28 protein-coding genes are annotated in these 26233 nt (G+C 70.2%); 10 read left to right on the plus strand and 18 right to left on the minus strand.

Annotation, left to right across the window (positions count from 1 at the left end; translation table 11 throughout):
- The first annotated feature begins 72 nt into the window (after positions 1-72).
- A complete protein-coding gene (locus tag IEY21_RS07265; protein ID WP_229752955.1) occupies positions 73-1296 on the plus strand; it encodes a sugar efflux transporter in 1224 nt (407 codons plus the stop codon).
- Positions 1297-1378: 82 nt separating this feature from the next.
- Here IEY21_RS07265 and trpA read toward each other — a convergent pair whose 3' ends face one another.
- The 5 genes from trpA to IEY21_RS07290 all read right to left on the minus strand — a co-directional run bounded on the left by trpA (position 1379) and on the right by IEY21_RS07290 (position 5337).
- Complete coding sequence (trpA, locus tag IEY21_RS07270; RefSeq protein ID WP_188902885.1) at positions 1379-2179, minus strand: tryptophan synthase subunit alpha; 801 nt, start codon at positions 2177-2179, stop codon at positions 1379-1381.
- On the minus strand, positions 2176-3438 hold the full coding sequence (gene trpB, locus IEY21_RS07275) for a tryptophan synthase subunit beta (protein WP_188902887.1): 1263 nt from the start codon (positions 3436-3438) through the stop codon (positions 2176-2178). Before trpB ends, trpA begins: the two co-directional genes overlap by 4 nt.
- 62 nt (positions 3439-3500) lie before the next feature.
- Entirely contained in the window at positions 3501-4382 is an 882-nt protein-coding gene (gluQRS, locus tag IEY21_RS07280; protein ID WP_188902952.1) for a tRNA glutamyl-Q(34) synthetase GluQRS, read from the minus strand.
- A gap of 69 nt (positions 4383-4451) precedes the next feature.
- Entirely contained in the window at positions 4452-4697 is a 246-nt protein-coding gene (locus IEY21_RS07285; RefSeq protein WP_188902889.1) for a hypothetical protein, read from the minus strand.
- Positions 4698-4710: 13 nt separating this feature from the next.
- Positions 4711-5337, minus strand: a complete 627-nt coding sequence (locus IEY21_RS07290; protein ID WP_188902891.1) for a nucleotide-binding protein — start codon at positions 5335-5337, stop codon at positions 4711-4713.
- Positions 5338-5426: 89 nt separating this feature from the next.
- Here IEY21_RS07290 and IEY21_RS07295 point away from each other — a divergent pair, with 89 nt between their 5' ends.
- Both IEY21_RS07295 and IEY21_RS07300 read left to right on the plus strand, forming a co-directional pair.
- Positions 5427-5666, plus strand: coding sequence for a hypothetical protein (locus IEY21_RS07295; RefSeq protein ID WP_188902892.1), 240 nt, complete (start codon positions 5427-5429; stop codon positions 5664-5666).
- Positions 5667-5924: 258 nt separating this feature from the next.
- Positions 5925-6752, plus strand: a complete 828-nt coding sequence (locus IEY21_RS07300; protein WP_188902894.1) for a PIG-L deacetylase family protein — start codon at positions 5925-5927, stop codon at positions 6750-6752.
- Positions 6753-6771: 19 nt separating this feature from the next.
- On the opposite strand, the gene IEY21_RS07305 is transcribed toward IEY21_RS07300, so the two are convergent.
- From IEY21_RS07305 to IEY21_RS07320, 4 genes are read right to left on the minus strand one after another with little or no spacing between them, the layout of a single operon-like run.
- Positions 6772-7353, minus strand: a complete 582-nt coding sequence (locus tag IEY21_RS07305; RefSeq protein ID WP_188902896.1) for a DJ-1/PfpI family protein — start codon at positions 7351-7353, stop codon at positions 6772-6774.
- Positions 7350-7547 (minus strand): hypothetical protein, encoded by a 198-nt coding sequence (locus IEY21_RS07310; protein ID WP_188902898.1) that lies wholly within the window; start codon positions 7545-7547, stop codon positions 7350-7352. The genes IEY21_RS07305 and IEY21_RS07310 overlap by 4 nt, the downstream gene beginning before the upstream one ends.
- Positions 7544-7945 carry a DUF3208 domain-containing protein gene (locus tag IEY21_RS07315; protein ID WP_188902900.1) on the minus strand — a complete coding sequence of 134 codons (402 nt, stop codon included), beginning with the start codon at positions 7943-7945 and terminating at the stop codon, positions 7544-7546. The genes IEY21_RS07310 and IEY21_RS07315 overlap by 4 nt, the downstream gene beginning before the upstream one ends.
- 32 nt (positions 7946-7977) lie before the next feature.
- A complete protein-coding gene (locus tag IEY21_RS07320) occupies positions 7978-10881 on the minus strand; it encodes a hypothetical protein (protein WP_188902903.1) in 2904 nt (967 codons plus the stop codon).
- A gap of 150 nt (positions 10882-11031) precedes the next feature.
- Here IEY21_RS07320 and IEY21_RS07325 point away from each other — a divergent pair, with 150 nt between their 5' ends.
- On the plus strand, positions 11032-11733 hold the full coding sequence (locus IEY21_RS07325; protein ID WP_188902905.1) for a tetratricopeptide repeat protein: 702 nt from the start codon (positions 11032-11034) through the stop codon (positions 11731-11733).
- A 130-nt stretch (positions 11734-11863) separates the two neighbouring features.
- A complete protein-coding gene (locus IEY21_RS07330; RefSeq protein WP_188902907.1) occupies positions 11864-12763 on the plus strand; it encodes a PhzF family phenazine biosynthesis isomerase in 900 nt (299 codons plus the stop codon).
- 6 nt (positions 12764-12769) lie between these two features.
- On the opposite strand, the gene purD is transcribed toward IEY21_RS07330, so the two are convergent.
- The 6 genes from purD to IEY21_RS07360 form a co-directional block, all read right to left on the minus strand.
- The gene (purD, locus tag IEY21_RS07335; RefSeq protein WP_188902909.1) at positions 12770-14020 is read right to left on the minus strand and encodes a phosphoribosylamine--glycine ligase; all 1251 of its coding nucleotides are present in this window, start codon (positions 14018-14020) and stop codon (positions 12770-12772) included.
- The gene (locus IEY21_RS07340; RefSeq protein WP_373290491.1) at positions 14017-14937 is read right to left on the minus strand and encodes an MBL fold metallo-hydrolase; all 921 of its coding nucleotides are present in this window, start codon (positions 14935-14937) and stop codon (positions 14017-14019) included. The genes purD and IEY21_RS07340 overlap by 4 nt, the downstream gene beginning before the upstream one ends.
- Positions 14934-15107 (minus strand): hypothetical protein, encoded by a 174-nt coding sequence (locus tag IEY21_RS07345; protein WP_188902911.1) that lies wholly within the window; start codon positions 15105-15107, stop codon positions 14934-14936. Before IEY21_RS07345 ends, IEY21_RS07340 begins: the two co-directional genes overlap by 4 nt.
- 34 nt (positions 15108-15141) lie before the next feature.
- Entirely contained in the window at positions 15142-15489 is a 348-nt protein-coding gene (locus tag IEY21_RS07350) for an RNHCP domain-containing protein (protein WP_188902913.1), read from the minus strand.
- A complete protein-coding gene (locus IEY21_RS07355; RefSeq protein WP_188902915.1) occupies positions 15486-15917 on the minus strand; it encodes a hypothetical protein in 432 nt (143 codons plus the stop codon). Before IEY21_RS07355 ends, IEY21_RS07350 begins: the two co-directional genes overlap by 4 nt.
- 77 nt (positions 15918-15994) lie before the next feature.
- Entirely contained in the window at positions 15995-17653 is a 1659-nt protein-coding gene (locus tag IEY21_RS07360) for a phospholipase D-like domain-containing protein (RefSeq protein ID WP_229752956.1), read from the minus strand.
- 88 nt (positions 17654-17741) lie between these two features.
- On the opposite strand from IEY21_RS07360, the gene IEY21_RS07365 reads away from it, so the two are divergent.
- A complete protein-coding gene (locus tag IEY21_RS07365; RefSeq protein WP_188902916.1) occupies positions 17742-18437 on the plus strand; it encodes an MOSC domain-containing protein in 696 nt (231 codons plus the stop codon).
- Positions 18438-18506: 69 nt separating this feature from the next.
- Here the strand turns inward: IEY21_RS07365 and msrA are convergent, their stop codons facing one another.
- Positions 18507-19094, minus strand: coding sequence for a peptide-methionine (S)-S-oxide reductase MsrA (gene msrA, locus IEY21_RS07370; protein WP_188902918.1), 588 nt, complete (start codon positions 19092-19094; stop codon positions 18507-18509).
- 69 nt (positions 19095-19163) lie between these two features.
- Positions 19164-19916: a TSUP family transporter gene (locus tag IEY21_RS07375; RefSeq protein WP_188902920.1), complete on the minus strand. Its 753-nt coding sequence runs from the start codon at positions 19914-19916 to the stop codon at positions 19164-19166.
- Positions 19917-20080: 164 nt separating this feature from the next.
- Between IEY21_RS07375 and IEY21_RS07380 the strand changes: the two genes are divergently transcribed.
- Genes IEY21_RS07380 through IEY21_RS07390 form a run of 3 tightly spaced genes read left to right on the plus strand, consistent with a single transcriptional unit; the run spans position 20081 to position 23277 of the window.
- Entirely contained in the window at positions 20081-21199 is a 1119-nt protein-coding gene (locus tag IEY21_RS07380; RefSeq protein ID WP_188902922.1) for a prephenate dehydrogenase, read from the plus strand.
- Between the two features lie 24 nt (positions 21200-21223).
- Complete coding sequence (locus tag IEY21_RS07385; protein ID WP_188902924.1) at positions 21224-22369, plus strand: acyltransferase; 1146 nt, start codon at positions 21224-21226, stop codon at positions 22367-22369.
- A gap of 38 nt (positions 22370-22407) precedes the next feature.
- Positions 22408-23277, plus strand: coding sequence for an alpha/beta hydrolase family protein (locus IEY21_RS07390; RefSeq protein WP_229752957.1), 870 nt, complete (start codon positions 22408-22410; stop codon positions 23275-23277).
- A gap of 49 nt (positions 23278-23326) precedes the next feature.
- Here the strand turns inward: IEY21_RS07390 and IEY21_RS07395 are convergent, their stop codons facing one another.
- Positions 23327-25156 (minus strand): arginine--tRNA ligase, encoded by a 1830-nt coding sequence (locus IEY21_RS07395; RefSeq protein ID WP_188902926.1) that lies wholly within the window; start codon positions 25154-25156, stop codon positions 23327-23329.
- A 96-nt stretch (positions 25157-25252) separates the two neighbouring features.
- On the opposite strand from IEY21_RS07395, the gene IEY21_RS07400 reads away from it, so the two are divergent.
- Entirely contained in the window at positions 25253-25909 is a 657-nt protein-coding gene (locus IEY21_RS07400) for a glycosyltransferase family 2 protein (protein ID WP_188902928.1), read from the plus strand.
- Positions 25910-26233 lie beyond the last annotated feature (324 nt).

Genomic DNA, 26233 nt, shown 5'->3' on the forward strand with positions numbered 1-26233 from the left:
GCTAGCATCTGCTCACGTTCTCGCCCGGTATGGCGGGACTACAGTGGTCCGGATGAATGGACGGACCCCCCTGTGACGACCACCGCAACGACCCTCCCGGCGCCGGGCCTCGGGGCCATGCTGCGCTTGCCCCACGCCGTTGGACTGGCCCTGAGCGTGTTTATCCTGGGCTTCGGCCTGTCGCTGGCCGTGCCGTACATGGCGCTGTACGCCGTGAACCGCGCGGGCATGACCCCGCTGCAGCTGGGCACCTTCCTGACCGTGAGCGCCATCAGCGCTGTGGGGGTCGCCACGCTGCTCGCGCGTTGGTCCGACCGCCTGCCGAACCGCAAACCCATCGTGCTCGCCACGCTGGCGGCGGGGGCGGCGGCCTACGCCCTGATCAGCGTCACGCCCCATTTTTCTGGACTGCTGGCCATTGGGGCGCTGCTGCTGTCGCTGGGGGCCGCCGCTTTTCCGCAGGTGTTCTCCTTTGCCCGCGCCAGCCTGCAGGATGTGCCGGCTGACCTGGCCGACCGCGCCATGACGGTGCTGAGGTCGGTGTTCAGCCTGTCGTGGGTGGTCGGCCCCGGCCTGGGAGCCGCGATCCTCGTGGGCGCCGATTACCACGCCGTGTTCCTGAGTGCCAGCCTGTGCTTTGCGCTCGCGGCACTGCCACTGCTCCGCGTGCCGGGCCGCCGTCCCCAGCCCAACACGGGCACCACCCCCGTGGCGGACCGTCCCCGCCCGGGCAACCGCTCCGCCATTGCCTGGGGAGCGCTCGCCTTCGTGCTGTACGGCATGAGCATGCAGATGGGCATGGCGATGTTTCCGCTGTTCATCACCAAGACCCTGGGCGGCAGCGGCAGCGAGGTCGGCTTTCTGGTGGGGCTGTGCGCCCTGCTGGAAATTCCCGTCATGCTCGCCCTGGTCACGCTGCGCCGCCTGCCCGGCGTTCCCGTCCTGATCGCGGCGGGCATGGGGCTGTTCGTGGCCCATTTTGCCCTGATCGTCGTGGCCGACAGCCTGCCCCTGCTCGTGGCCGCCCAGGTGATCCGCGCCGTCGTGCTGGCGATTCTGGCCGGGCTGGGTATGACCTACTTCCAGACCCTGATGCCGGGGCGCTTCAGCGCAGCCACCACCATGTTCGCCAACACGTCCAGCGTGGGCGGCATGCTCAGCGGCATCACGTCGGGTGCGGTCGCCCAGACCTTCGGCTACCGCAGCGTGTTCGTGGTGTGTGCGGCCCTGACCCTGACGGCCTTCGTGGTCATGACCGCCAACAACCGCCGTCAGGCCCTGGCCCCGGCGGCCTGAGGAGTTCCGCACAGCACCGGGGGCGGAGAAGGGGAAACAGACCGTGTCTTGCTTGCCCGCCCCCGGCCCCGGCCCGGAGACGTTACTTCTGACAGCCGTCGGCGATGGTGGCGACGAGCGCGGCCACGTCCTGGCCGTGGTTGATGGCATTGATAAAGGCGCTGCCCACCACCACGCCGTCGGCCACGGCGGCCACCTGATGGGCGGTACCGGCATCCTTCACGCCGAAGCCCACCGCGACCGGCACCCGCGCGTGTTCACGGGCCAGGGCGAGCATCGCCGGCACCTCGTTCAGGGCCGTTGCCTCCCGTGCGCCGGTCACGCCGGTCACACTGACCGCGTACAGGAAGCCGGTGCAGGCCTCCGCCACCAGCTTCACGCGTGCGGGGGTGCTGGTCGGGGCGATCAGGAAGGTCACGGCCAGGCCGTGCTCGGCGGCCAGATCCGCAATTTCCAGGTCCTGATCCGGGGGCAGGTCCGGAAGAATCAGGCCGTCCACGCCCGCCTCCTGGGCCAGCCGCATGAACTCGCGCGGGCCGACGGCATAGATCGGATTGACGTAGGTCATGACCACGATGGGCGTGTCGTGGCGCGTCCGCAGTTCCCGGACCGCCTCCAGCGTGCGCCGGGTGCTCGTGCCGCCCTCCAGCGCCTGCTCGGAGGCCCGCTGAATGGTGGGGCCGTCGCCCAGCGGATCGCTGTACGGCAGGCCGACTTCCAGAATGTCGGCGCGCTCGAGCAGGGTATCGGCCAGGGCGGGAAAGGCCGCTGCCGAGGGAAACCCCGCCGTCATGAAGGGGATAAAGGCGGCGCGGCCCTGTGCCTGCGCGGCCTCAAAGGCGGCGTGGATGCGCGCCACGCCCCGGGACTGGGTGGCGGTCATGCCCGCACCTCCTGACGCTCGGAGGGTGGAGCCGCGTCTTCCGCCTTCTGCAGCAGCCGCATCACCTCGGCCACGTCCTTGTCGCCGCGCCCGGACAGGTTCACCACGATGATCTGATCGGGCGACAGGGTCGGGGCGAGCTGAACGGCGTGATAGATGGCGTGCGCGCTTTCCAGGGCCGGGATGATCCCCTCCAGACGGGTGAGCAGCTGCAGGCCTTCCATCGCCTGCGCGTCGGTGACGGGCACGTACTCGGCCACCCCGGTGTCGCTGTACAGGCAGTGTTCCGGTCCGATGCCGGGGTAATCCAGGCCCGCGCTGATGCTGTGGGGTGGGGTGATCTGACCCTCGTGGTCGTGCAGCAGGTACATCATCGCGCCGTGCAGCACGCCGGTGCGGCCCCCGGCGACCGAGGCGGCGTGGCGTCCGGTTTCCACCCCCTCTCCGGCGGCCTCGGTGCCGATCAGGCGTGGGCGCTGCTCCTCGGGCAGGTAGGCGTAGGGAGCAAAGATGCCGATGGCGTTGCTGCCGCCTCCCACGCACGCGACGATGACGTCGGGACTGACGCGGCCCTCCTGGGCCTGCAACTGCACCTTGACCTCCTCGCCGATCACCGACTGGAAGTCGCGGACCATCGCCGGATACGGGTGGGGTCCCACGACGCTGCCCAGGATGTAGAAGGTGTCGCGCACATTCGTCACCCAGTCGCGGATGGCCTCGTTGGTGGCGTCCTTGAGGGTGCTCGTGCCGCTGGTTACGGGCCGGACCTCCGCGCCGAGCAGCTTCATGCGAAACACGTTCAGCTCCTGACGGCGGATGTCCTCGACACCCATGTACACCACACAGTCCATGCCCAGCAACGCGGCGGCCGTGGCCGAGGCGACGCCGTGCTGCCCGGCCCCGGTCTCGGCAATCACCCGGCGTTTGCCCATGCGTTTGGCAAGCAGGGCCTGCGCCAGACAGTTGTTGATCTTGTGCGCGCCGGTGTAGTTCTGGTCCTCGCGCTTGAGGTAGATTTTCGCGCCGCCCGCGTGCTCGGTGAGGCGAGAGGCGAGATACAGGCCGCTGGGGCGACCCACGAATTCCTTGAGCAGGCGGTCAAGTTCCTCCAGAAACTCTGGATCGGCCTTGGCGGCGCGGTAGGCGGTTTCCAGCTCGTCCAGGGCCGGGATCAGCGTTTCTGGGACATAGCGTCCTCCGAAACGTCCGAATCTCCCGCGCGCGTCCGGCTGCGGATACTCGGGAAGGGTCAGGGTCATGGCCCCAGCGTAAAAGTTTGGACCCGAACCAATTGTAGGAAACTTAGACAAGTTGTCTAAGTTTAGCTGAGGTCTGGTGTAGGCCGGCGGCTCCAGACCTCCTGCCAGAACGGAATCAGCTCGGAGCCCGTCACCTCCTCGGGCACCAGCCAGCCCAGGCCGCGCGCCAGTTCAGAGAGAACGCGTTCTGGAGATTCACCCGATTCGCGCAGCGTCATGATCGGCGGCGCACCGCCCCGCTTGGCCAGACGCTCGCCCCGGAAGTCGGTCATCAGCGGCACGTGCAGGTAACGGGGAGTGACATACCCCAGCGCTCGCTGCAGAGCGACCTGCCGGGGCGTGGCCGTCCACAGGTCTGCGCCGCGCAGCACGTCGGTCACGCCGCTGTGTGCGTCGTCCACGACCACCGCGAGGTGGTACGCGAACACGCCGTCGTTGCGCTGCAACACAAGGTCCCCCACCTCGGACGGCAGGTCCTGGCACAGAATGGCCCCGGTCCAGGCGTCCGGGACACACACCGTCTCGGCGGGCACCTGCCAGCGCCGTGCAGCGGGGCGCGGATCACCAGGAGCGGAAGCGCTGCGGCAGGTGCCCGGGTACACGGGTTCACTGCCATGCGGAGCCCCGGCACTGTCCTGGATGGCGGCGGCGATCTCGCGGCGGGTGCAGGTGCAGGGGTAGGTGGTGAGGGTGTTCAGGGCGTGTGCGTAGAATTCCAGACGCTCTGATTGTATATATTCCTCATCCCAGTCCAGGCCCAGCCAGTCCAGATCCCGCCGGGTCGCGTCATAGGCCCAGGCCCGCACGCGGCCGGTGTCGAGGTCCTCAAAGCGCAGCAGATGCCGCCCGCCGTGGGTGCGGGTGTGCAGCCACGCGAGCAGGGCGGTGCGGGCATTGCCCAGGTGCATTCCCCCGGTGGGGCTGGGCGCGAAGCGTCCCACCATGCGGCGGCTCTTGGTGCTCACGGTGCCGAGGCTAGCGTGTGCTCGGCGGACACGGCCAGCGCGGCACGCTCAGGCGCGGTCACGCAGCCAGGCGAGCAGCAGGTCCTCGACCAGTTCACTGACGCTTTCGGCGGGATCGCCGTCGCCCTTGACCTCACGCCACACCGCCCGCACGGTTTCCTTGCGGACATAGATCGCCTCCACCCGCTCCTCGGTCTCGCCCTTGCGCCGACCGTCGGGTTCCGGGGTGGCCTTGCGAAGTTTGGCCTGCTTGCGGCCTCCCTTCTTTCCGTCCAGATACGCAAAGCGTGCCATCAGTCCCGCACCCTCACAGCAGTTCCCGCGAGAGGGTCAGGATGTCGTTCCAAGCGGTCTCGGCGCGGGCGTCGCGCACGTTGCAGGCGAGCACGCCCAGCTCGGCCGCCTTCTGATACGCGGCGTAGTGGCGGACCAGGGTGTTGCACACGGTCAGGCCCTCGTCGCGCAGGTTCTCGCGAGCCTCCTCTCCGGCGCGGCCCACCGGGGGCACCCGGGTCAGGACCACGCGCGCCTTGCGCCCTGCCTCGCCGTCGCCGCCCAGAAAGTCCAGCAGTTCCCGGGTGGCCTCCAGCTCCAGCGCGCCCGGCCCGCACGGCACCAGAATCACGTCGGCCCGCGTGGCGAGGCGGCGCAGCTCCTTGCGCTTCGGGCGGCCCTCGGTATCGATCAGAACAACGTCGGCGTCGGCCAGCTTCTTCGGCCGCACGTCGTCCGGCGCCAGCACCGGGAAGGCCAGCTCCACCCCGGCGCCGGGGGGCGATCGCCGCGCCCAGCGCAAGCTGCTGCCCACCCGTCCGTCCTCATCGACCAGCACGGCATGCAGGCCGCGCTGGTGAAAGGCCCCGGTCAGGTGAACGGCCAGCGTGCTCTTGCCCACGCCTCCCTTTTCCGATGTGATGGCGATGACGCGGGGCATGACGGGAGCGTACCAGACGCAGCCGAGCGGCGTGTCAGGCCCGCACAGGTCGGCACCAGGGCGGCACCAGGGCGGGCAAAATAGGAGACATGACCGAAGACCGCCTGAACACCCTGATGGACTCCGAGGCGTACTGGACGGCCCTGGCGATGAAGGAACAGGGCAGCCGTTTCTACCGCGCTCTAGGCGAGGCGCTGGACGCCGCCGACATTCCCAACCGCCGCCGGATCTACCAGACCTGGCCCGACGCCCTGTGGGACTTCTACCTGCGCGGCCTGCGCTTGGAGGCCGGGGAAGTGTCGCCGTCGGTGGGGGGATCATCGGGCTGAAAGGTCAGAGCGGCGGCCGCGGCACGGGTCAGGGTGCCGATGGTCTGAAGCACGCTGGAGGGACGCTGCCGGCGCACACGCTGATGCTGGCGGGCCTTGCGGGCCCGGTCCCGCGCGCCGGGGCCCCCGTCCGGCTGACCGATGACGCCGAGAGAAGCGGCGCGGAGGACGGCGAGAAGAGTGCTCAGGACCGTGCGCATGGGCGATGTTCCTTACGGGACGCGGGCGCGGAAGGTTCCCGGCACTAGACTTGGCGGCATGACCGTTACTCCCACCCTGCTGGCCGTGTTCGCCCATCCCGACGACGAGGCGTTTTCCGTCGGCGGCACCCTGACCCACTACGCCCGCCGGGGCGTGCGGGTGCAGCTCGCCTGCGCGACCCGCGGCGAGGCGGGCAAGATCACCGTGCCGGGCATGACCGTGGACGACCTGGGCCAGCAGCGCGAGCAGGAACTGCGTGAGGCCTGCCGCGCCCTGGAGATCCCCGAGCCGGTCTTTCTGGACTTTCACGACTCGGGCCGCTACGAGCGCACCCGCACGAACGATCCGCAGGCGCTGATGAACGTGAACCCGCTGGACGTGGAGGTCGGGCTGCGCGCCCTGATCGCCGAGGTGCAGCCGCAGGTGATGGTGACCTTCGATCCGCACGGCGGCTACGGCCACATCGACCACCTGCAGATTCACCGGGCGGCGGTGGCGGCCTTCTTCAGCACCGGCGTGCTGCCCTACGGCGGCCCGCAGCGGCTGTATTACACCGCCCTGAACGTGGAAGCGGCCCGGGGCCTGTCGCGCATGGGTGAGAATCTGGACCCCGAAGTGTACGGCGTCTCGGACAGCACCGTGGCGGTGCAGATGGACGTCAGCCCGTACCGCGAGAACAAGAAGGCCGCGCTCGCCGCCCACGGCACCCAGATGGGCACCCAGAGCCGCCTGGGCCAGATGTCACAAGAAGAGCGCGAGGAAATGGAGCGGCGCATGCTGAGCCACGAGGCCTTCAGCATCGGGGGCACGCGCACGCCGCTGGTCAACTGGCCGCTGCGTGGCCTGTTCGACGGCGTGCCGGGCTGCGAGGGCGTCGACGGCTGAGCCCCTGGACAACAGGCACTCAGCGGTGGCCCAGACGCTGCGCGGCCTCGGCTGCGGCGTCGGGGCCCCACAGCGCGGCCGCGACATGCAGAGCGGCGTGCAGGGCGGGCAGCCCACCGGGAGCGGTACACAGCCCGGCGTCGGTCACGGTCTCGCCGGCCCGCACGTCCTTCACGCCGTGACCCCACAGGGTATCGGCGAGGTCGGCGGGGCCGCCCACCTCACGCCCGCGCAGCGTCCCCGCCTCGCCGAGCAGCAACAGGCCGCTGCCGCTCGCGCCGGTGGGCAGGGTGACGTGCGCCGCCAGAAACGACCGGAGCAGAGGGTCCCGGGCGGCCTTCTGTGCGCCGGGGCCGCCAGGGATCAGGACAGCAGCCGGCTCGGGCAGGGCGGCGTACAGCACGTGTGGCGTGCTCACCAGACCGCCGGCCGTGACGATGCTGACACGCGAGCGGCTGACGGTTCGCACCGTGTCGGGACCGCCACACAGGCGGCATACCGTGACCATGATGCCCAGTTCCAGTTCGCTGACGCCCGCGTAGACGGGAACGGCGACCAGCGGACCCGGAACGGGCAACCCATCGGTGCCCGGCAGACTCATTCGCTGTCGAGGCGCCGCAGACGGTACTCCCGCCGCGCCATGGGCGGGGCCACCACGCCCTCTTCGATCAGGGTCTGTGCGGCGGCCTCGGGCAGGCGCTCGACGCGCAGCAGGTAGGAGCGCAGGCTGTGCGGGCCGTCGAACCGGTGGGGATGCGGGTCCCCCTCGACCAGCAGATCGAGCCAGCGGATCATAGCTCGCGCAGGTCCTCCCACAGCTGCCAGCCCACACCCTCAGGGGTGCCGTCCAGCAGAGGCCCCAGCGCCTGCGAGGCGGCGCTGGCGTCCTCGTGCAGGGCGGCGTTGTCGGGACGCTCCTCGTACACCCGCAGGACCGTGAACTGGTAGAAGGTCTGCGAGGCGGTGGGGTCGCCATTCTCGAAAAAGGCGAACGGCGGATTGACCGTGTCCCACAGCACGTGGGCACTTTCCTGCTCGGCCAAGCCAGGCGGCGAGGGCAGGTCGAGTTCACGGGGCAGATAGTGTTCCAGGTCAATGTCGGCGTCCTGAGCATGCCAGACATAGCCCTGCAGCAGACGGATGGCGGCGCGGCCTCCGGCCTGCGGTTCGGTGGTCCTCACGCCGCACAGCATACCTGCTCGGCGCGGCGGGGCAAGCCGGACCTTCAGGTGGACTCCGGCTGTTCGAGCAACCACAGCGCGTCGGCAGGCCGCCACCCGGCCAGGGATCCGGCGTGCCGGGGATGCAGGGCGCGCAGCACACCCCAGGCACCCGGGATATTCTGGGTTTCCAGCGCCCGCCCCACCGCCCGCCAGACCCCCGCGCGGAAGGGAGTCAGGGCCGGGTCTGCCAGCGCTTCGCGCAGCCAGTGGACGGTGGCCACCGCTGAGTCGGGAGCGGCGTCGGTCAGGGTGGCGCTGGCCTCCAGCGTCAGCAACTGCGCCTGCAGGCCGGGATCGGGCGGCCCGCCGCGCAGCGGAGCCACGCGGCGCAGCAAGGCGTGGGCGCGGTTGAGGTCAGCCAGGGCCAGGTCCGGCTGCCGGGCACGCAGCCGGACCTCGGCGCGCATGGCCCGGGCCTGGGCTTCCTCGTAGGGATGGGCCGCCATCTCCACGGCGCGGGCCACATCTTCCCCGGCTCGTCCAGGGTCCGGCTCGGCCAGGGCACGGCTGAGGTACATGTCGAACAGCAGAATCTTTTCGCGGTCGCTGGCGGGCGGCGCACTCGCCGTCAGCGCGTCCAGGCGGTCGCGGGCGTGGCGCAGATCCGGGTGGTCGTGGTCCGGACCGCTCAGGGGCTGCAGGTAGGCATTGCCCAGTCCGCGCGTCAGGTAGCTCAGGGCCACGCGGTACTCGGTGCGCCGCTGACGGTAGTGCGTCTCGGCCGGTCGCGCTGATCCCCGTTCCAGCAGCGCCAGTGCGTGGGCCGCGGCCGCCAGGGCCTCGTTGGGGCGGCCCAGGGCGAGCAGAATCGGCACGCCCTCGGAGAGCAGCCGTGCGCGCGGTACTCCGTCGGCGTGGCGGCGCGGATCGTGCGGCATCACGGCCAGGGCGCGCTCCAGCAGAGTATGGCCCTCGGCGGGCTGCCCCAGGCGGCGCAGGGCCGTGGCGCTGCGGGCCAGCACCCGCGCCACCTCCTCAGGGGCGCCGCCCGCCGCCTCCAGGCGGACCACCGCGTCGCGCAGGGCCTCCAGGGCGGCGGCGGGCTGGCCCAGCCGCAGCCGCAGATCGCCCTCCTGGTAGCGGGCGCGGGCCGAGAGCAGCGGGCTGGAGGCGGGCACCGACGCCAGCGCCCGCATGGCTTCTTCCCAGCGGCCTGCGTCCTTGGCAATCAGGCCGCGCCACAGCGGGGTGCGCGGACCGCCGGCGTCGGCGCGCGGATCGGCGGCGGCGCGGGTGGCCGCGTCGAGGTCGCCGGCCCAGCGGGCAAGCGCGGCCTCCACGAGCAGCGCGTCGGCCTGAGCGGTCACAGCCCAGAGGTCATGACCGCCCATCGCCGAGACGTCCGGATGATCCAGCTGGGTGCGGGCGGCCGACATATTCCCGGCCTCCAGACTGCTCTCGGCCAGCTTGACGCGGCCCCAGGCGCGCACCTGCGGGCGGGGGGATTCCAGCAGCGTGAACAGGGCGTCGCGCAGACGCGGCTCGTGGTACTCGCCCCGGCCGGCATGGTGGGTGATCACCGCGCGGGCCAGCTGCTCCCGGCTGTCCCCATCGGCTCCCTGACGGATCACCGGCCACAGCGGAGGCAGCCAGCGCGCGTCGTCGGGGTGGGCGCGGATCTGCGCCGCGAGCGCCTCCCAGTCGTTCAGGGCCGCCATCGCGGAAAGCCGGAAGGGCCTCAGCCCTGGCACCGACGTTCCGGCCACCCGGCGCAGGGCCTCGGCGCGGGCCGGCGCGGCCACGCCCGGCCACGCGGCGCGCAGGGCGGGGGTGGGCGTCCAGCCCAACGCGTCCGACCCGGCGAGCAGGGCGCGGGCATGCGGAGGCAAACGCCGTAGTTCACTCCCCAGGGCCGCGTGCAGCAGCTCCGGGGGCCACGGAGCGCCAGGGGCATGAACGCCGCTGGCATTCAGGGCCGCCGCCGCGCCCGCCAGCTCAGCAATGTGGGGATCGGCAAGCAGGTCGCCCGCTCCCTGCGCCGCCTCGCCCCCGCTCAGGCGCACCAGCAGCGACAGGCGGTCCAGGTGACGGCCAGTCTCGGCCACCAGCCGCTCGGCCTCGGGGTGGGTCACGCCCAGCCGCGCCATCAGGTAGGTGCGGGCCTCGGCGGGTGTGGGCGGGTGCAAAGCGATGACCTCGGGCGGGCGCGGCCCCAGCGCCGCGAGGTCCGGCGCGGATACCTGCTCCAGCGCGAGCAGCACCGCCACCCCAGGTGCCGCCGCCCGCAGCAGATATTCGGCTGCCCAGCGCGCCGGGGAGATGGCCGAGCCATCGCTCAGGCGCGGCGGTCCTCCCCCGAACTCCAAGTCATCGGTCACCCGCACGAGCAGCGTGCCGGTACCGGGCAGCTGACGGCGCACTGCCTCGGCCTGCGCCGCCGCCAGCTGGGCATAGGAGGTGCCCGGGGTGGCGGGCAGCTCCAGCGTCCCGCCCACCTCGCCGGACAGGAACAGGCGGGTCACCGGCTGCCCGTCTCCGGCCAGCGCCTGGGCCACGCTGTCGAGCAGCACGGTCTTGCCGGCCCCCGCACGGCCCGTCACGATCAGCCGGGGTGCGCGCCCCGCACGGACTCCGGCCAGAAACTGCTTGTAGGCCCGTTTCTTGCTGCGGCCCAGCAGTTCCAGCTCGGTCGGCAGGGGGGGGGTGGGGGGATGGTCCCCCGGCGCGGCCTGCGCCCATGGCCGCCCCGCCTCGGCGGCCAGGGCCGCCAGAATGGCCGCCAGAGCGGCCCGGTCCGCCGCCGTGCCGATGTCGCGGTAGATGATGTTGCGCACGGCCGTGGGCCGGGCTCCACGCGCCTGCATCTCGGCCTCCAGCCAGCGCAGGCTGCCGCGCACCGGCCCACTGCCTCCCGGCGCCGGGGGCAGGTGCGCGCGCAGGTCGGCCAGCGCCGCCTTCCAGTCCATGGCCCTGAGGCTAGCACCCCGCCGCACCCTTGGACCCGGTGCAGGAAAGAGCGGGAGTGCCGTGTCTGACGTCGGCATCAGACATGGAGCGGGCGGCTGTGTATACTCGGCGCAGCTCACAACACCCAATCCCTTTTTTCTGGAGACTCAATGCGTACATCTGTCATGATCCTTGCCCTGACCACCACCCTCGCCGCCACCGCCCATGCCCAGAGCCAGGCCGCTGCCCAGGCCCTGTACGACCAGGGCAAGTGGCAGGAAGCCGCCACCGTCGCCGCGGCCCTGAACACCAGCGCGGGCCTGGCGCTTGCGGCCGAGGCCACCACCGCCGGGGCCAGCCTCGTGGCCGACAGCCAGAAAAAGGCGCTGTTCCAGAAGGCGCAGGACTACGCCAACGCCGCCATCTCCAAGGACAAGAACAACGCCGAGGCCTACTTTGAGCTGGCGCGTGCCCAGGGCCGCCTGGCCCAGTTCGTGGGCATCCTGCAGAGCCTGGGCCTGGCCGGGGACATGAAGAAGAATCTGGACCAGGCGGTTGCCCTGAACTCCAAGCTCGCCGGCGCCTACGTGGCCCTGGGCCTGTGGCATGCCAACCTGGACGCCAAGGGCTTTATCGCCCGGCGCGCCACCGGAGCCGACCGCAACCAGATTGCTCCCAACTTCGAGAAGGCCCTTGCGCTGGAGCCGAACACGGCCATTCACCGCATCGAGTACGCCAACGCCCTGATTCTGCTGGGCAAGAAGACCGATGCCGCCGCGCAGCTGCAGCGTGCCGTAACCCTGCCTGCCGAGACGTTCTGGGAAAAGCGCGACCAGGAAACGGCCAAGAAGACGCTGGCCGGCCTGAAGTAAGGCAGCCTGACCCGGCGGCCCCGCCTCCCAGACCAGGGAGGCGGGGCCGCCGGTCATTGACGGCTGGGCCTCGTTGGTGGGATGGGGGGCGACACCCCCCCTCCTCCCCCACCCCTGCTAGATTGACCGCATGATCGTCTACAGCGAGGTGAGCGCCTTTACGCAGACGCCGGGGCAGGGCAACCGTGCGGGCGTGGTGCTGGACGCCGCCGCGCTCTCGGAAGCCGAGATGCGCGAGCTCGCGGCCTTTGTGGGGGCCCCCGAGACCGTCTTCGTGACCCGCATGGGCGGCGGGCGGGTGCGGGTGCGCTATTTCACGCCCACCCAGGAAGTGGAGTTCTGCGGCCACGCCACGCTGGCCCTGGGATTGATGCTGGCGCAGGCCGGGCACTGGCACGGCGAGACGCTGGAACTCGAAACCCTGGCCGGCCGCGTGCCGCTGCGGCTGGTGTCCGAGGCGGGCGTGCCCAGCCAGATCTGGATGCGTCAGCAACGCCCGCAGACGCGCCCGCTGCCGCTGAGCCTGCGCGCCGAACTCGCCGAGGCGCTGGGCATCGATTCGCGCACCATCCACCGGGGGCTGCCTCTGGCGGCGGCGAGTACGGGGCTATGGAGCGCGTTTGTGCCCCTGCTCGACCCCCTGATCCTGGACGCCCTGGAACCCGATTTCGCGCACGTCGAGGCACTGTGCGGAGCGCTGGAGGTGGGCAGCGTCTACGCCTACGCCCCCATGGGCGTCAACCGCTTTGCCGCGCGCGATTTCGCCCCGGGGCTGGGCATCCCCGAGGACCCGGTGACCGGCAGTGCCGGCGGCGCCCTGATGGCGCTGCTTGCCCAGGAAGGCCGCCTGCCCGTGCGTGCGGGGCGGGCCTGCGGCGTGATTTACCAGGGCCACGCCCTGGGAACCCCCGGCGAAGTGGAGGTAGAGGTCGAGATGCTGGGCAACAGCGTGGTGGCCGTTCACGTGGGCGGCTGCGCGGCCCTGGAACGCGAGGGCACTTGGACCCGGCAGCCCGAACCCGGCCGGTAACGGCGCTCAGGCCTGTGAATCAGGCCGCGCGCCGATGCGGGAGCCGAGGTCGCGCCGCCACTGTGCGCCGGGAAACTCCACCCGGTCACTCAGCGCGTAGGCCCGCGTCAGGGCAGCGTTCAGGGTGGGGGCCACGGCGGTGACGGCCAGCACCCGCCCGCCGTGGCTGAGCAGTTCGCCGCCCTGCTCGCGCGTTCCGGCGTGGTAGATCACCTCGCCCCCGGCAGGCTCCGGCAGGCGCAGAGGAATGCCGCGCTGTGGGTCGCCGGGGTAGCCGGGCGCGGCCAGAATCACCACCGCGCTGGCTTCGTTGCTAAAACGCACGTCCTGCGGGTTCAGCCCACCCCGGGCGGCGTCCAGAGCATGCTGGGCCAGGTCGCTTCGCAGCAGGGGCAGCACCGCCTCGGCCTCGGGGTCACCGAAACGGGCATTGAATTCCACCACCCGGGGGCCTTCGGGCGTGAGCATCAGGCCGGCATACAGCACCCCCTGAAAGGGCATTCCCTCCGCACGCATCCCGGCCAGGGTGGGGGCGATGATGCGTTCGCGGATAAAGGTGAGATCACGGTCACTCAGCGGAAACGGACAGATCACGCCCATACCGCCGGTCATGGGACCGGTGTCGCCCTCGTGGATGGTCTTGTGGTCCTGGCTCGGCGGGGTCAGGGCAAAGCGCTCGCCGTCGGTGAGGGCGAGCACCGTGACCTCCTGACCGGTCATGAAGTCCTCAATGACCGCCTGGGCACCCGGCACGCTGAAGATGTCGCGCAGGGCAGCCTGTGCCTCGGCCGCGCTGCCGGCGATGGTCACGCCCTTGCCCGCCCGCAGGCCCGCGTCCTTGACCACCACCGGCGGGGTCAGACGTGCGGTGTGGGCCAGGGCGGCATCCAGCGTGTCAAAGGTGGCGTGCTGGGCGGTGGGGATGCCGTGGCGTCCCATGAACGCCTTGCTCCATCCCTTGTCTCCTTCCAGGCGGCTGGCGGCGCGGGTGGGGCCAAAGGCGGGAACGCCGCGCCGCGTGCAGGCGTCCACCACGCCGCCGGCCAGATACGCCTCCGGGCCGACGATCACCACGTCCACACCCTCGCGCACGGCGAGATCCGCCAGCGCCTCGGCGTCCTGGGCACTGTCCAGCACGCGGGCCTGCGCGGCGATACCGGGGTTGCCGGGGGTACACAGCACCTCATGGCCGGCGCGCGTGCAGGCGTGGACGATGGCGTGCTCGCGCCCGCCACCGCCGATGACCAGAACCCTCATCGCGTGCCGCTCCGGACCGCTTTTTTCTGCCAGTAACGCATCAGCCCCTGCACACTCATCCATGGGGGGCACGCGAACTCGTAGCGGGCGGGCAGGTCGGCACTCTCGGCGCTCAGCTCGGCCAGCAACACCCGGGTGTACGCCGCCGAGATCGCCTCAAAGTCCTGGCCCAGTTCCAGACCAAAGCGGATGCGTTCGGCGTCCACCTCCATCTTCTGAAGCAGGCCGTCCCAGTGGGCCTCCGTGTTGGCGTAGCTGCCGAAATGCGCCAGATGCAACGTCTGGGCCTCCCGTCCACGCAGGGTGGCCACGCTCGTTTTCCAGACCTCCAGATCAATGTCTGGCGGCGGGGTCGGAGCACGCGGGGTCTGGGCCGCGTCCAGCCGCACGCCCCCCACATCCCCCACGAACAGGTCCGGCCCGATGTGGTACGCGAGATGGTGCACCGCGTGACCGGGGGTGTACAGCGCGTCTATCTGCGTGTGGCCGAGTTGCAGGGATTCGCCCCCGCTCAGGACGGTCATGCGGTCCTCGGGAATCGGCAGCATCTCGCCCCACAGCCGGTCCATCGCGTCGCCGTAGATCTGGGTGGCGCTGGCGACCAGCCGTTCGGGGCTCGCCAGATGCCGGGCTCCGCGCTCATGCACGTAAACCCGCGCCTGCGGCACCCGCTTCAGGATGGTCCCGGCGGCCCCGGCATGGTCGAAATGGATGTGCGTGAGCAGCAGGTGACGCACGTCGTCCAGGGTGGCGCCCAGCACCTCCAGACCGGCGCTCAGGGCGGGCAGGGTGCTTGTCGGACCGGTATCCACCACGGCCAGCCCGTCCCCGGTATCCAGCAGGTAGGCGGCGATCACGCCCGGGGTGTCCTGGAAGTGCAGGTCCACCGTCTGGACTCCACGCAGCGCGGCGGTCACGCGGACCCCGAGAGGCGGGCCACGGCGAGCACAGCAGCGGCGGCGAACTGCACGAAGGCCACGATTCGCAGCGCCCCCGCGTTCGGGGCGGCCTTGAGCGGCCCCAGGCTGAGCATCAGGATGAAGGTCGCGCTGAGCAGGATGAACCCGCAAAAAAGCCAGAGAGCCATGACCAGCAGAATACCGGCAAGCGGCGGGGAAAGGTCAGGCGCGGGGAGCGGTGAGCGCGATCACGCTGTCCCAGCTGTCGGGCTGCCGGGGGTCGTCCAGCGCGGCGCGGTTGCGTCCCTCATGGCCGCATTTCGCGCAGCGGTGCAGCACCATCCAGCCCTTCTTGCCGCTGAGTTCGGCGCCCACCGGAACCATCACGCCGTGGCAGGTGCTCGCGCGGTCGCCGGGCAGAACGTCCACGTGCAGGCTGTGCAGGCATTCGGGGCAGTGGTTGCGGACGCTGCCGTTGCTCAGCGGAAGCACCTGCGCGCCGCAGTGCTGGCAGGCAAAGGCGTTGTTGGTGCCCTGCACCGTGAACCGGCGGCCTCCGGAAGCGGTCATGGCCTGCGCCTCAGCTGTTGCCCGCGCATTTCCCAGCGCGAGTCCAGAAAGGCCCGGATGGCGGCGGTGCCCACCAGGGCCGTGCCGAGCAGCAGGTACACCAGCCCCGCCCCGCTCACCACCCAGCCCTGCCAGTTCACTGAGCCCACGAGCAGGCCCACCACGAAGACCACCAGACCGGCCACCATGCACATGCCCACGGTCAGCCGCCATGCCCACACGCTGCCGCGCCACACACTCCACAGCAGCGCGGCGGTGGCGGCGGCGTACAGCAGGTTGCGTCCCAGGTCGGCGGTCTGGCCCTGCACCAGACCCGCCACAAAGGGCGTGACCGTCACCATGAACAGACCCACGAGCACCACCAGCGTCGGGAGGCGTCCGGACTCGGCCAGCCGGGGATCAAAGGGAGAGGCAGCGGGGGACGGCATACGTTCTGTATTTCAGCACGGCGCAGGCGGGACAATTGGGAGGCGCGGCGGAGTGGGAACGTTCCGGAGCCCCAGCTTCAGGGCCGCAGCCACGCCGGAAGTTCGAGGGGCCGGCCACGCGCCCACTCGAATTCGAAGGTCTGGCGGCCCGCCCGCAGCGCGCCCGGGTCGCTGGTCGCCAGGGTGAATTCATTCAGGCCCGAGTTGCCAAACGAGGAGAAGTGCAGGTTGTGGCTGCCCACCGTCAGCATGGCGCCGTCCACCAGCGCGGCCTTGGTGTGCATGCCGCCCGCCGTGCCCGACCAGCGCACCTGCAGGCGGTCCTGCAGGCCCAGCGGCTGGAGGTGGGCGCGGATGCCGGCAAGCAGCGCCAGCGGCTCGGCACGCAGCAACGGGTCGTAGTCGAGGACGAGGCGCACCGTGACGCCGCGTTCAATCGCCCCGACGATGGCCCGCCACACCGGCAGCGCCTGCTGCGGGTACGGGCAGCCGCCCGGAGCAAGCAGGCTCAGGCTGCAGCTCAGGGTGCCGCTCACCTGCGCCTGCATCAGGTCGATGCTGGAGTGGGCGGCAGCAAACAACGCGGGCAGGGCGGTGTCCTGATCCGTGTAACCGTTGCGGGTGTACAGGCCGTAGGCGCGCGAGGTCCCCGCCGGAGCCGGCGCGCCGGCCGGCGGCAACGGGACGCCGCGGGTCGCCCAGTTCAGGTCGTGGGTCCCCTGGTTCAGATCACAGTCGCGGCGCAGGGTGGCCGCTGCGGTGCCGGTCCGGCAGGACAGCTGCCGGCTCAACCCCCACGAGTCGCGGAAGGCCGCCGCAGCTTGGCGGGCCACCGGACCGCGCAGCGTCAGGGCCAGGTCGGTCAGGTCCAGGCCGCCCGGAGTCGAGGCGGGCACATGGAACCAGCTGATGTTGAACCCCCCCGCCGTGACCTGCTCGCCGTCAATCACGAGCAGTTTCAGGTGGCTGTGGGGCAGCGCATAGGTGTAGTTGGCGAGTTCCAGATGAAAGCCGGGGACCGGATCGTCGCTCAGCGGAATGCCCGCCTGAAGCAGATGCCGGGCCGCGCTGTACACGCTGCTCGTGGGGTCAAGCAGGCTGTCGAGCCGAACGCTGTTGCCGAACATCAGCCGCACGGTGAGGCCCTGCGCAAAGCGCTCCGGATGCGCGGCGACTTCACGGCGCAGGTCGGCGATGGCGTGCGCCAGCAGGGCGCCGGGGGCCTCCTGGCCGTCATCCCACAGCATGTTCGCCAGCAGCACCTCGCGCCGGGCCGCACGAATCTCGCGGGCCACCGTGGCAAAGCCGCCCATAGGATCGGGGCGCTGTCCGCTGCCACCCGAATCGTCGTTGGGAAAATGCAGCAGCCCCCTGAAGGCGTTGCCGCAGCTCAGCGCGGCGCCCTGTCCCCGCAGGTGGTCGTACAGCACGCGGTCGAGGGGTGCGGCCGGTTCCGGGCAGGGCGGCGCCGCCGGAGCCATCGTTCCCGGCATTCCCGCGCCCAATCCAACCGCGCCCAGTCCACCCGTGCCTAATCCAACCGTGCTCAGGCCGTTCAGGGCGGCCAGGTCAGGTCGCGCCAGGCTGCCGCGCACCATGCGCAGCGGACTGACATAGAACGCTTGGTCGCCGCCGGCGGTATGGGCCGGGTTGCCGGACGCCGACCACAGCGGCAGCGTGAGCGGAAGCAGAAGAAAAAAGCGCCTGAGCATCCTCGTGCGCGGGAACAGGCCCATAAAGACCCAGGGTAACCGTCGCGCACGCCCGGAACCTCACGGCCACCCTGAACGAACCTTTACAGCCGGGGACTGCTACCCTGCGGGCATGAGCGCCGCCTTCCCCGACTGCACGGTCCTGAGCGTGAACGTGGGCCGGCCCACCGCTGTGGCCACCGGCCCCCGCAGCATTGTCAGCGGCATTGCCAAGGACGCGGTGCCCGGGCGGGTGCGGATAACGGAAGCCGGCCTGGACGGCGACCACGTGATGAACCGCAAGCACCACGGCGGCCCCGATCAGGCGGTCTACGTGTACACCCTGGAGGACTACCGCTTCTGGACCGAGCAGCTGGAACGGGCACTGCCTCCCGGTCTTTTTGGCGAGAACCTGCTGGTGGGCGGGCTGGAATCCGCGCTTCTGCGCGTCGGGGACCGGCTGGAAACGCGCGGTCCCGGCGACGAGGCCGGTGTGCTGCTGGAGGTCACGGCCCCGCGCATTCCCTGCGCCACGCTGGCTGCCCACGTGGGGGAGCCAGATTTCGTGAAGCGCTTTGCCCGGGCAGTGCGCCCGGGGGCCTACACCCGCGTCCTGCGGGGCGGCGAGGTCGGTGCGAGCGACGCGGTACGGGTGATTCCCGGTTCGGCGGACGCACCCACCCTGGGCGAGCTGTTCGAGCTGTGGTACAGCAAAGCCCCGGACCCTGAGCGGCTCCGCCACCACCTGCGTTTTCCGTTGGCCGAGCGGCTGCGGGCCAGCGTGGAGGAACAATTGGCCGGGACCCAGGCCCAGCAACACGGGCAGTAAGCCGACAACAGGAGCAGCAAGCAGGGGCCGGGGGCGTTACCGCCGCTCCGGCCCCTGCGCCTGTCAAGCTCAGGCGTTGAGCTTGTCGGCGTAGTGCTGGCGCAACTTGGCCACCTTGGGCGCAATGACCGCCACGCAGTACGGCTGGCGCGAGTTGTCGGCGTAGTAATTCTGGTGGTAGTCCTCGGCCACATGGAACTCGGTGGCCGGCTCGATGGTGGTGACGATGGGCTTGCCGAACACCCCCTGCGCGTCCAGATCGGCCATCACCTCACGGACCTCGCGCTCCTGCTGCGGGGTGGTGGGAAACACGGCGCTGCGGTACTGGGTGCCCACGTCCGCCCCCTGACGGTTCAGGGAGGTGGGGTCGTGGGTGGCGAAGAACAGACCGAGCAGGTCGCGGTAACTCACCTGCCCGGGGTCGAAGGTCACGCGCACAGCCTCGGCGTGGCCGGTCGTGCCGCTGCACACGCTGCGGTAATCGGGGTGGGGGGTGTGGCCGCCGATATAGCCGCTCTCCACCTTCTGCACGCCGCGCACGTTCTGCATCACGGCCTCGGTACACCAGAAGCAGCCGCCGGCCAGAATGGCCTGCTGGGGGCCGGCCGCCTCGGGAGCCGGGATCTCGCTGGTGGGTGTCTTGGTCGGGTTCGTCATGGCCGCATTCTCGCGTGCCGGTGCCCAGGACACGGCGCAGCAGGGCACGGTTGACGGTTTAGGGAACGTTTAGCCCCCAAACCACAGCCGCGCCGCCACCAGCAGCACGATGCCGCCGTACATCCACTTCACGAAGGCGCTGCCGCGCAGCATGGCCATGCGCGCGCCCAGGGTGGCGCCCAGAGCGTTGGCAACACCCATGGGCAGACCCAGCCACCACACCATCTGCCCGCCGATCAGAAAGAACAGCAGGGCCCCCAGATTGGTCGCAAAGTTGATGGTGCGGGCGTTGCCGCTGGCCCCCACCAGATTGAAGCCCACCAGTGCGAACAGGAACATCAGGAAGGTGCCGGTGCCGGGTCCCAGGAAGCCGTCATAGACGCCGATCACGAATGCGCCCGGCAGCGCCAGCGCCAGCGTCCGGTTCGTCAGGCCGGGATAGCGGTCCTCCAGGCCAAAGCGCTTGTTGACCAGAACCAGCACGCCGACGCCCAGAATCACCACCCCGATCAGGGTGCGGAAGGCATCCGGATCGACGAAATGCACCAGGTACGCTCCCAACGCGCTGCCCAGCAGGGCCAGCGGCACCAGCCGGACGATCAGGGCGCGGTTGACATGCCCTTTGCGCCAGTACTGCACGGTGGCGCTGCCCGAACCGAAGATGGCGAGCAGCTTGTTGGTGGCAACCACCTGCGGCGGCGTGAGCCCCATGAAGAACAGGGTGGGCAGGGTGATGGTGCCGCCGCCGCCGGCCACCGCGTCGATGAATCCGGCCAGAAAGGCGAGAGGCAGACCATACAGCAGGACTTCGGGACCGGGCACGGTTCTGGACTGTAGCAGGCCCGGACGGCGCGGCGTTCGGCATGCGGGGCCGGGACGCGCCGGTACCCGTCTGCCGCCTGGGGAAAGAATCGGCGGCACCGGACAGGGGTCCGGTCTGAACCACCTGCCGGTATGCCCAAAAGCCGCGTGCTAGCCTCCCGGTCATGCCTGAGCCGGTCCTGCCCGACCCCCCCGTGACCCCCGCCCCGCTGTTCGAGACGGCGGTGGTGGCGGGGGTGGGCTTGATCGGCGGCAGCGTGGCAATGGGCCTACGTCAGCGCTTTCTGGCCCGGCGCGTGATCGGGCTGGACGCGAGCATGGACGTGCTGCGCGAAGCTGAGGCGCTGGGACTGGTGGACGAGGTGCGCCCCGGCCCCGGCGAATGGCTGCGCGAGGCCGATCTGGTGGTCCTCGCCGCCCCCATGCGCGCCCTGATTCCGCTGGCCCGTGAGCTCGCACCGTACCTGAATCCGGCGGCGCTGGTGACCGACGTGGGCAGCGTCAAGGGCGGAATTTCTGCCGAGATGGAGCGGCTGGGCGTGCGCGGCTTCGTGGCCGGACACCCGATGGCGGGCAGCGAGCGCGGCGGCGTGACCCACGCCAACGCGGCGCTGCTGGAAAACGCGGTATGGGTGCTCACACCCACCGACCACACCCCCCTGACGGCCCTGAGCCGCGCACGCACGCTGGTCGAACACCTGGGGGCCGCCCCGGTGGTCATGCCCCCTGACGCGCACGACGCGCTGGTGGCGACGGTCAGCCACCTGCCGTATCTGGCCAGCCTGGCGCTGACGCACATGGTTGCGCGCGACGAACGCCTGAGCCTGCTCGCCGCCGGGGGCTTCCGCGACCTGACCCGGGTCGCCAGCGGTGATCCACGCATGAGCCGCGACATGGTCGTCGAAAACCGGACGGCCCTGAAAGAAGCCCTGGCCCGCTTCCGCCGGCAGCTGGAGCGCCTGGAAGCCGATCTGGACGAACCCGAGGAGCTGCTGGCCGCCGCCCACGAGGGCAAGCGTACCCGCGACAGCCTGCCGGTGGTCAAGCGCAGCTTGCTGCCGCAGAAGCACGATCTGGTGGTCGCTGTGCCGGACAGGCCCAACCAGATCGGGGCCGTGACCCAGGCGCTGGGCGCGGCGGGCGTGAACATCAAGGACATCGAGGTGCTCGCCATCCGCGAGGAGGGCGGGGCGCTGCGCCTGGGCCTGGAATCCACCGAGGCGGTGGCGCACGCCGCCCAGATTCTGCGCGCCGAGGGCTTCGAGGTCCGCGGGCGGGCCTGAGGGCCCCGGCACCTCCACACCACCATGACCCAAAGCGACTCCCCCTCCCCACCGCACCACCCTCAGCGCCCGCCGGACGCCGCCGATCCGGCCACCCTGGCCCCGCCCTCCGAGGTGCGGGCGGCTCCGCACCGCCTGACCGCCATCGACGTGTTCCGCGGAATGACCATCCTGGAAGTGGTGGCGCACCACACCTCCGGGCTGGCCCTGCGCTACGCGGTGCCCGATACCGTGAGCTACGGTCTGCTGGAATGGATGAACCGCACGCTGCACTTCGCCGTGCCCGCCTTCGTGTTTCTTTCGGCGGTGGTGCTCACCCGCAGCCTGCTGAAAAATTTCCAGCCGGGCCGCTACTTCTGGCGTCGGCTGACGCGCGGGGCATGGCCGTACGTGCTGTGGACCGGACTGTACATGGCCTGGTACGTATGGACCGGACAAAGACCCCCCGAGACGCTGACCGACCCCGAAAAGTGGCTGTTCTACCTGCAGTATGGCAAGGGCAGCTACCACCTGTATTTCCTGCTCGTGGCGCTGGAAGTGTACGTGGTGATTCCCCTGCTGCTGCCCCTGGCCCGGCGCAGGCCGCCCATCGCGCTGGCGCTGGTCATCGGCGCGGCGCTGCAGGCCGGCGTGTATCAGCTCAACCGCGAGGTGCTGCATCTGCCCTTTCCCGCCAGCACCGTGCTGTGGTATCTGCTGCCGGTCACGGTGGGGATGGCGGTGGGCGCACGCCTGGACGAGTTCCCAGCGTGGTGGCGCCGGCACCGTCCGGTGATCGTCTCGCTGGCGGCGCTCGCCTACGCCCTGTACCTGCCGCAGGCGCTGGCCTACGTGCGCGGCGAGGCCCTGACGCCGATGGTGTACTCGGGCCTGAGCTGGGCCTACACCACACTGATGGCCGTGACGCTGCTGGGCGTGGCCTACAGCCTGCAACGCTTCGCCGGCCCGGTGCGGGTGCTGCTCGGCGTGATCGGCACCGTCAGCCTGCAGATATACCTGATTCACCCGGCGATCTTGCAGGCCCTGGAGACGTGGCACATTCCGGTGGGATCGCCCGCCGCCTTCGGCCTCACGGTGACCGCCTACTTCCTGACGGCCCTGACACTGCCCGCGGTGCTGGGCCGGGTACTGCTGGGCAGATGGCCCGGAACCCTGCTGTTCGGCCGTTAAGGCAATCTTCCCGTCCACACGGTAGAGTCCCCGGTGTTGTGAGCCGGTTTCCTGTCTTCCCTGCCCTGTCTTCCACGGTCCTGTCCGTCGCCGCGCTGCTCGCGCTGAACCTGACGCCGCGGGCGCAGGCGGCCACTTCCTCCCCGCCCCGTCCCGAGGCCCGGCTCGCCGAGCCGGTGGACTGGCTGCCGCTGGGCACGCAGGCGTGGCCTTCGCTGCTGCGCATACCTGACAGCTGCACGTATCTGGTGTGCCCCCTCGTGGTCGTGTCTCATCCGCGCAACCAGAGCGCCGTGCGCCTGCGCGACAGCCCCACCTTCCGTGTCCTGATCGACAGCTTGCTGGAATCTCACTTCGCGGTGCTGCTCAGCGGCGACGGCGGGCCGACCACCTGGGGCAGCCCCGGCGCCCTGCGGGATGTCGGGCAGGCCCACGCGGACGCCGTGAAGCGCTTCGCCTGGAACGGCAACACCTATGCGCTGGGCCTGAGCATGGGCGGCCTGATGGCCCTGCGCAGCGCCCTGCCCGACGGCCCCTACCGGGTCGGCGGCGTGGCCCTGATCGACGCCTGGACTGATCTGCGAGTGGCCTGGGGCACCTCGTTGAGCCGGCGCGCGGAGATCAGCGCGGCGTACGGTACCGCCAGCGAGCCGCCGCCCACCCTGGACCCGCAGCTGCTGGCCTTCAAGGCCCCCTATCTGCCGCTGTTCGTGGCGGCCAGCCTGAACGACGGCACGGTGCCCGCCCTGACCAACGGTGAGCGCCTGTATCCCCACGCGGCGCTGGGAGTCAGCGAGTTCGTGTCCCTCAGCGGTCCGCACCTGGGAGCCAACCGCTTCACGCGGGACATGGCCCAGAAGCTGGTGGGGTTCTACAAGCGACTGGAAGGGCGAACAGCGGTGAAGTAAGGGAAACGAGCAGGGGGGAGGGGGACGCCTTTTGACGCCCCCCGCTTCCTCACATCGCGGTCGGAACCTCGATGCCGATCAGGTCCAGGGTTTCCTCGAAGGCCACACGCAGACGGGCGACCAGGGCCAGCCGCGCCTCGCGCAGCCCTTCTTCGGACTGCAGCACGTTAGTGGCGGGTTTGCCCTGCCGGTCCTTGGCGTTGTACCACGCATTGAACGAGGTCGCCAGGTCCAGCGCGTACTGGGCCACCACATGCGGCGAGTGAACGCGCACGCTCTGGGCGACGACCTCGGGCAGCCGGGCCACCTGCTTGGCCAGGGCCAGATCAAGATCGGGCATGGCGTCCCAGTCGGCGCCGGTGCCGTCGGTGGCGTACCCCGCCTCCTGCCCCTTGCGCAGAATGTTGGCGGCGCGGACGGCGGCGTACTGGACATACGGCGCGGTGTCGCCGTTGAGGGCAAGCGCCTGCTCCCAGCGGAAGTCGATCTTGCGGGTCGGTTCGGCCTTGAGCATGGCAAAGCGGATCGCGCCCAGGCCGATGCGGCGGGCAATCTCGGCGGCGTCCTCCCGGCCCGCGAGGTCGGGATTGGTGTCGGCCAGGACTGCCAGCGCCCGTTTCTGGGCCTCGTCCATCGCGGCGTCGGCGCTGACGGTCACGCCCTTGCGCCCGCTGATGGTCTGTCCTTCCAGCGTGACGAAGGCGTAGGACAGGTGAATGCTGCGCTCCTTCATCTCGGTGTGTCCGGCCACGCCCAGGCTGCTGCGCACCACGGTCTGCGGGTGGTCCTGACGCGAGTCGATCACGTTGATGACCTCCTCGGCGTGGCCGAAGCGCTGGGCCAGTTCGGGATCGCCGTCCGGCGCGCTGGTCCAGACCGTGTGGCCGTCGGGGTCAGTTGTGAAGGGCCTGAACTTCATGCCCTCGAACAGCCCGAACTTCCAGAACTGGTAGCCGATGTCCTTGGCGGCGTACATGGCCGTACCGTCGCTGCGAATCAGGACGACCTGCGGTTCTTCCAGCCCCGGCATGAACTCGGAGACGTCCATCACGAAGGCCCCGGCGTACTTGCCCTCGGTGGGGTGCGAGGTGTACCGACTGCCCTCCAGAATGCCCATGGCCTTGCTCAGGAAGCCGCTGCCGACCACGTCGGATTCCCAGTTCAGCAGGTTGTAGCGGGCGCCCAGGCGAAAGCAGGTGTCCAGGTGCGCGTGCACGACCTTCTCGACCTCGGCGCGCAACTCTCCGGCCTCCAGGCGGTGCATGATCTCGCGGATGCCGGGCTCCAGCTCGGCCTTGGCAGGGTCGGCGTTCAGGCGCACGTAGCCCTCGCCCAGCCAGTGGTCGTACTTCTGCTCGCCGTTCCACTGCAGGCCGTAGTGGTTCACCGCAAAGATGGATTCGGCCGCCTGCCGCCCGGTGTCATCGATGTAGTTCTGGACCTCCACGGTGTGCCCGGCGGCGCGGAAGATGCGGGCCATGCTGTCTCCCAGCACCACGTTGCGCAGGTGGCCCACATGCAGTTCCTTGTTCGGGTTGACCGAGGTGTGCTCGATGACCACCTTGCCGCTCAGGCGGGGCATCTCGAAGGGTTTTTCCACCACGCCGCGCACGAAGGCGCCGGCATCCACGAAGAAGTTCAGAAAGGGGCCTGCCGCCTCCACCTTCTTGATGCCCTGCGGCAGTTCCACGGTCTGCGCGAGTTGCGCGGCGATCTGCGCGGGATTGCCGCCCAGCGCCTTGGCAATCAGGAAGGCGGCGGGGGTTCCGTAGTCGCCGGCCTTGCCCGCCGGGGTTTCCTGAATGGCCGCGTCAACGGATGCGCCCATCGTCCGGGCCGCCTGCTCCACGGCGATTTTGAGGTGTGCCTTGAGGTCCATAACGCAAGAGTTTAAGGCAGATGTGCCCTGGCCGGGCGGCCGCGCCCTGAAACGGGATTCAGGTGAACACGCCCGCGTTCACGTAGCATAGGGCAGATGCCGGACTCGCCCACCGCCGAAGCCCCCTCCGTTGCCGTCGTGATTCCCGCCTACAACGAGGCCGAAACCGTGGCAGACGTGGTGCGCGTGGGCCTGAGTCTGACACCGGAGGTGGTGGTCGCCTCGGACGGCAGCAGCGACGACACGGCGGCGGTGGCGCGGGCTGCCGGGGCGCGGGTCGTGGAACTGCCCGAAAACGGCGGCAAGGGCGCGGCCCTGCGCGCGGCGCTGGACGCGACCGGGGCCACCCTGATCGTGATGCTCGACGCCGACCTGACTGGCCTGACCACCCAGCACCTGCACGCCCTGCTGCGCCCAGTGCAGGAGGGCCGGCTGGACATGAGCATCGGGGTCTTCGAGGGCGGCGGCTTCGTGACCGACTGGGGCAACAAGCTCACGCCACACCTCAGTGGGCAACGGGTCTGCCGCCGCGAGTGGCTGCTCGCGGTGCCGCATCTGGGCGAGGAACGCTGGCCCGAACCGGCCATCACCGCCCACCTCAAGAACACCGGTGCCCGCTGGGATTACGTGGAACTGCCCGAGGTCGGGCAGGTGGTCAAGGAGAAGAAGCGCGGCTTCTGGAAGGGGGCCGGGGCCCGCACCCGCATGTATGCCGACCTGCTGACCTTCAGAGTGCGGCGCAAGAAGCCGTAGTCGAGAGACCGCGCCGTGTCACAGACTGCACCCCGGGCATCCCGCTTCCGGCAGGTAACGCCGGGTTCATGACTGGATCGCCGGCCTTTCCGCCATCCATCAGCGTTCAGGAGGACCGTATGGACTTCGATGTCGCCAGAGGTGTTCTGAGGAAGGTCAGAGCGATATGGGTTCCCTTTGCCGCAGCCGTAGTGGTCTCCTTGGTGCTGGAACGAACCACCTCGCTCTCGGAAGAGAGTCTCTACCTGGCGGCCTGACAGATTTTATGAGATTGGACGGAAAACGAGTTGCCAGCCGACCTCAAGGGTGGTTTGAGGAGGGGCG

This window comes from Deinococcus aerophilus, assembly GCF_014647075.1.
Lineage (GTDB): Bacteria > Deinococcota > Deinococci > Deinococcales > Deinococcaceae > Deinococcus > Deinococcus aerophilus.